The 5092-nt window shown below is 75.8% G+C and carries 2 protein-coding genes; both read right to left on the bottom strand.

Going from position 1 to position 5092, the window contains the following annotated elements; all coding sequences use genetic code 11:
* Positions 1-1922, bottom strand: a 1922-nt coding sequence (locus tag C7C45_RS32685; protein WP_146247482.1) for a type I polyketide synthase, incomplete at its 3' end; no start/stop codon positions are given.
* Positions 1923-1929: 7 nt separating this feature from the next.
* Positions 1930-5092 (bottom strand): type I polyketide synthase (locus tag C7C45_RS32680; RefSeq protein WP_110568749.1); only part of this gene is annotated, 3163 nt, incomplete at its 5' end.

The raw sequence follows: 5092 nt of genomic DNA, 5'->3' as shown, positions 1-5092 counted from the left end.
TCCCCGATCGAGTGACCGGCGAGCAGGTCCGGGCGTACGCCCCAGGAGTCGAGCAGCCGGGCCAGCGCCACCTCGACCGCGAACGTGGCGGTCTGGGTGTGCAGGGTCTGGGCCAGTTCCTCCGGGCCGGCGTTGCGCAGCACGTCGGCCAGCGGCCGGTCGAGCAGCGGATCCAGTTCGGCGGCGACCTCGGCCAGGGCGGCGGCGAAGACCGGGTACGTGTCGGCCAGCTCGACACCCATCCCGGGCCGTTGGCCGCCCTGCCCGGTGAACAGGAACGCCAACTTCCCGCCCGAGCGGGCCACCCCGGCGGCGACGGCGGGCACGTCCTCGCCGGCCGCGTACGCCGTCAGGGTCTGCCGCAGCTCGTCGCGATCGGTGCCGGTCACCACGGCCCGGTGCTCGTGCGCGGCTCGGGTGGTGGTCAGGGCCCGCGCCACCTCGGCGGCGGGCACGTCGGGCCGGTCGGCCAGGAACCCGGCGAGCAGCCCGGCCTGGGCCCGCAGCGCGGCGGTGTCCCGGGCGGACAGCACCAGCGGCGTCACCGGCAGCGGTCCGGCGTCCCCGGCCGGTTCGGGCGTCTCCGGGGCCTGTTCGAGGATGATGTGGGTGTTGGTGCCGCTGAGCCCGAACGAGGACACGCCGGCCCGGCGCGGCTGCCCGGTCGCCGGCCACGGGATGGTCTCGGTGAGCAGGCGGACCTGGCCGGATTCCCAGTCGACGTGCGGGGTCGGCTCGGTGACGTGCAGCGTGCGCGGCAGCACGCCGTGCCGGATCGCCATCACCATCTTGATCACGCCGGCCACCCCGGCGGCGGCCTGGCTGTGCCCGAGGTTCGACTTGACCGAGCTGAGCCAGAGCGGGCGGTCGCGGTCCTTGCCGTACGTCGCCAGCAGTGCCTGCGCCTCGATCGGGTCGCCGAGTTCGGTGGCGGTGCCGTGCCCGTCGACGGCGTCCACCTGGTCGGCCGCCAGCCGGGCGTTGGCCAGCGCGAGCCGGACGAGCCGCTGCTGGGCCGGCCCGTTCGGGGCGGTCAGGCCGTTGGACGCGCCGTCCTGGTTGGACGCGGCGCCGCGGATCACCGCGAGCACCGGGTGGCCCAGCCGGCGGGCGTCGGACAGCCGCTCCACCAGCACCACGCCGACGCCCTCGGACCAGGCTGGGCCGTCGGAGTCGGCGGAGAACGAGTGGCAGCGTCCGCGTGGTGACTGGGTGTCCTGCTGGTTGAACTCGACGAAGGTGCGGGGGGTGGCCATCACCGAGACACCGCCGGCGACCGCGAGCGACGACTCGCCGCGGCGCAGCGACTGCACCGCCAGGTCGATGGCGACGAGCGACGACGAGCAGGCGGTGTCGAGCGTGATGGACGGACCCTCGAACCCGAAGTGGTAGGAGACCCGGCCGGACACCACGCCGGACGAGCCGTAGCTGCCCGGGTAGTTGTGGTACATCACGCCGGCGAAGACGCCGGTGTCGGTGCCGCGGACGCTCGACGGCGGAATACCCGCCCGCTCGAACGCCTCCCAGGTGGTCTCCAGCAGCAGTCGCTGCTGCGGGTCGATGAGCAGCGCGTCGCGCGGGGCGATGCCGAAGAAGCCGGCGTCGAAGTCGGCGGCGTCGTGCAACCAGCCGGCCTCCCTGACGTAGGTGGTGCCGGGCCGCACGTTGTCCGGGTCGTAGAGCCGATCCAGGTCCCAGCCGCGGTCGGCGGGGAACGGCCCCATCGGGTCGATCTCGTCGACGATCAGCCGCCACAGGTCCTCGGGGCTGCTGACGCCACCGGGGAACCGGCAGGCCATGCCCACGATGGCGATCGGCTCGTGGGCGGACGCGGTCTGCCGGCGGTTCTGTTCGCGCAGTCGCTCGGTCTCCTTGAGCGATGCCCGTAGGGCGTCGACGACCTTCTGGTCGGCTGTCGTCATCTCGGCCTCACTTCTCTCGGATGGCGTCGTCGGAGGTGCTGACGGACTCCCAGACCCTGCTGATCAACAGGTCGGTGTCCATGTCGTCGATGGCGGTGGCGGCCGTGCCGCCCGGTTCGACGGGCGGGGCGGTGCCGGCTCCGGCGAGAGCCAGCAGGGTGTCCAGCAGGCCGGCCTCACGCAGCCGGTCCGGGGTGAGCGTGCCGAGCACGGCCCGGATCTCGTCGTCCGGGCTGGGGCCACCGGCCGCGGTGGCGGTCTCCGGCACGAGCGCGCCGGTCAGCTCGCGGGCCAGCGCGAGCGCGTTCGGGTAGTCGAAGATCAGCGTCGCCGACAGCTGCCGCCCGGTGAGCAGCACCAGCCGGTTGCGGAAACCGACCGCGGCGAGCGAGTCGAAGCCGAGTTCGCTGAACGCGCGTTCCGGCTCGACGTGTTCGGGTCCGGGGTGGCCGAGCAGCTTCGCCGCCTCCGCGCGCACCAGGTCGAGCACGAGTTCCTCGGCTGCGGCCCGGTCCAGCCCGGCGAGCCGGTCGCGCAGCCCGCCGCCACCGGTCGTGGCGGCGGAGGCCGCCGCGCTCTCCCGGCGGACCGGGAGGCTGCGGGCCAGGCCGAGCATCAGCGGCGGCAGCTCCCCGGCGATCGCCGCCGGGTCGAGGTGCAGCGGCAGCAGCAGTGGTTCCGGCCGGGCCGTCGCGGCGTCCAGCAGGGCGAGCCCTTCGCTCTCGGCCAGCGGGCGTACGCCCTGGCCGGCCAGCCGCCGGAGCCCGGTGTCGTCCAGCCCGGCACCCATGCCGTCGCCGGTGTGCCACAGGCCCCAGGCCAGCGACACGCCCGGCAGACCCGCACCTCGGCGGTGCTCGGCGAGCGCGTCCAGGTAGGCGTTGGCCGCCCCGTAGTTCGCCTGCCCGGGCGCGCCGAGCACGCCGGAGGCCGAGGAGAACAGCACGAACGCGCTGAGCGGGTGCCCGGCGGTCAGTTCGTGCAGATGCCAGGCGGCGTCCACCTTGGGCCGCAGCACCAGGTCCAACCGTTGCGGGGTGAGCGACCCGACGACCCCGTCGGACAACACCCCGGCGGCGTGCACCACCCCGGTCAACGCGCGACCCGCGAGCAACGCCTCGACAGCACCCCGGTCGGCGAGGTCACAGGCCACCAACTCGACGCGCGCACCGAGCCCCGTCAGCTCCGCCACCAGACCACCGTCAGCCGCCGGCCCACGCCGACTGACCAGCAGCAGATCCCGCACACCGTGCCGGGCCACCAGGTGCCGGGCGACGCGGCGGCCGAGTCCACCGGTGGCACCGGTGAGCAGGACGGTGCCGTCGCCGAAGGCGGGCGGTCCGGCGGGCGGCAGCGGCACCCGCGCCAGGCGGGGCACGTGTGCCACACCGTTGCGGACCGCGAGCTGCGGTTCACCGGTGCCGAGCAGGCCGGGCAGCGCGGTCGCCGAGACCGCGGTGGCGTCCACGTCGGCCAGCACGATGCGGCCGGGGTGTTCGGCCTGCGCCGACCGGACCAGTCCCCAGACCGCGGCGCCGGCCAGGTCGCCGACCGCGCCACCGGCGGCGACCGCGCCGCGGGTCACCACCACCAGGGTGGAGCCGGTGCGGTCACCGGCGAGCCATTCGTGCAGCCGGGCGAGGGCCCGGTGGGTCTGCTCGCGCACCGCGTCCGGCCCGGTGCCGCCGCCGCAGGGTAGGACCACGACGGCCGCCTCGGACAGGCCGGTCGTCAGCGGCACGCCCAGCGCGGCGGCGAGGCCGTCCGGGTCGGGACCGGCCACCTGCCAGCCGGTCGCGGGCACCCCGGCCGGGGTGGCGATCGGGGTCCAGTCCAGCCGGTGCAGCGCGTCGGCCGGTCCGGCCGCGGCCACGGCGGGCGGCGTCGCGGGCCGTACCGCGAGGGCGCCGACCCGGGCGACCGGGTTGCCGGCCGGGTCGGTCAGCTCGACGCCGAGCATGCCGTTCCCGGCCGGGGCGAGCCGCACCCGGACGTCGGTGGCACCGGTGGCGTACACCTCGACGCCGGTGACGGCGAACGGCAGCACCGGTCCCCCGGCGGCCGCGGCGGTGTGCGCGACCGCCTGCCAGGCCGCGTCCAGCACGGCCGGGTGCAGGGCGTACCCGGCGGCCGCGTCGCGTTCCGGTTCGGGCAGGCGCACCTCGGCGAACACCTCGTCGCCGCGGTGCCAGGCGGCGGTCATGCCCTGGAACACCTGGGAGTAGGCGAGCCCGTCGGCGGCCCGGGCCGGATACCAGCCGGTGAGGTCGATCGGGGTCGCCCCGGCCGGGGGCCACTGGCCGGAACCGTCGGACGCGGAACCGGCCGGAACGGGGCCGGCCGCGCCGGGCGACAGGATTCCGGAGACGTGCTGCCGCCAGGTGCCGGTGCCGTCCGGGCGGGAGTGCACGGTGAACCGGCGTCGCCCGGTCGCGTCCGGGGCCTCCACCTCGGCCTGCACGGTCACCCCGGCCTCGCCGTCGAACACCAGCGGGGTCTCGAAGGTCAGCTCGTCCAGGCGGGCACAGCCCGCCTCGTCACCGGCCCGGACCGCCAGCTCGACGAAACCGGCACCGGGGAACACCGTACTGCCGTGCACGACGTGCCCGGCCAGCCACGGGTGGGTGCCGGTGCCGAGCCGGCCGGTGAGCACCAGGGTGTCCGTGCCGGCCAGCCGGGTGGTGGCGCCGAGCAGCGGGTGCGCGGCGTCCCCGGCGGCCGACGGCACGTTGTCCACCCAGTACCGGGACCGCTGGAACCGGTAGGTGGGCAGCGCGACCGGCCGGACCGCGAACGGGGCGTACAAGGCGGCCCAGTCGACCGGGCGGCCCGAGACGTACAGTCTGGCAAGCGCGGTGAGCAGGGTACGCGGCTCGTCCTCGGCACGACGGCTGACCGGGGCGTACACGGCGGACGGGCCGGCGACGGCCGCGGCCAGGCCGGTGAGCACCGCGTCCGGGCCGACCTCGACGAACCGGGTGACACCCTCTGCGGTCAGCCGGCGCACGGCGTCCAGGAACCGCACCGGCCGGCGCACCTGCGCGACCCAGTAACCGGGGTCGTCCGGCAGTCCGGTCTCGCCGGTCACCGTGGACACCAGCGGGATGCGTGCCGGGTGCACGGTGACCGTGGCGGCCACCTCCCGCAGCGCGTCGAGCATCGGGTCCATG

The sequence above is a fragment of the Micromonospora arborensis genome (assembly GCF_003205615.1).
GTDB classification, from domain to species: Bacteria; Actinomycetota; Actinomycetes; order Mycobacteriales; family Micromonosporaceae; genus Micromonospora; species Micromonospora arborensis.
The sequence above is the reverse complement of the archived record's forward strand: the minus strand, read 5'-3'. Positions and strand labels throughout refer to the sequence as shown.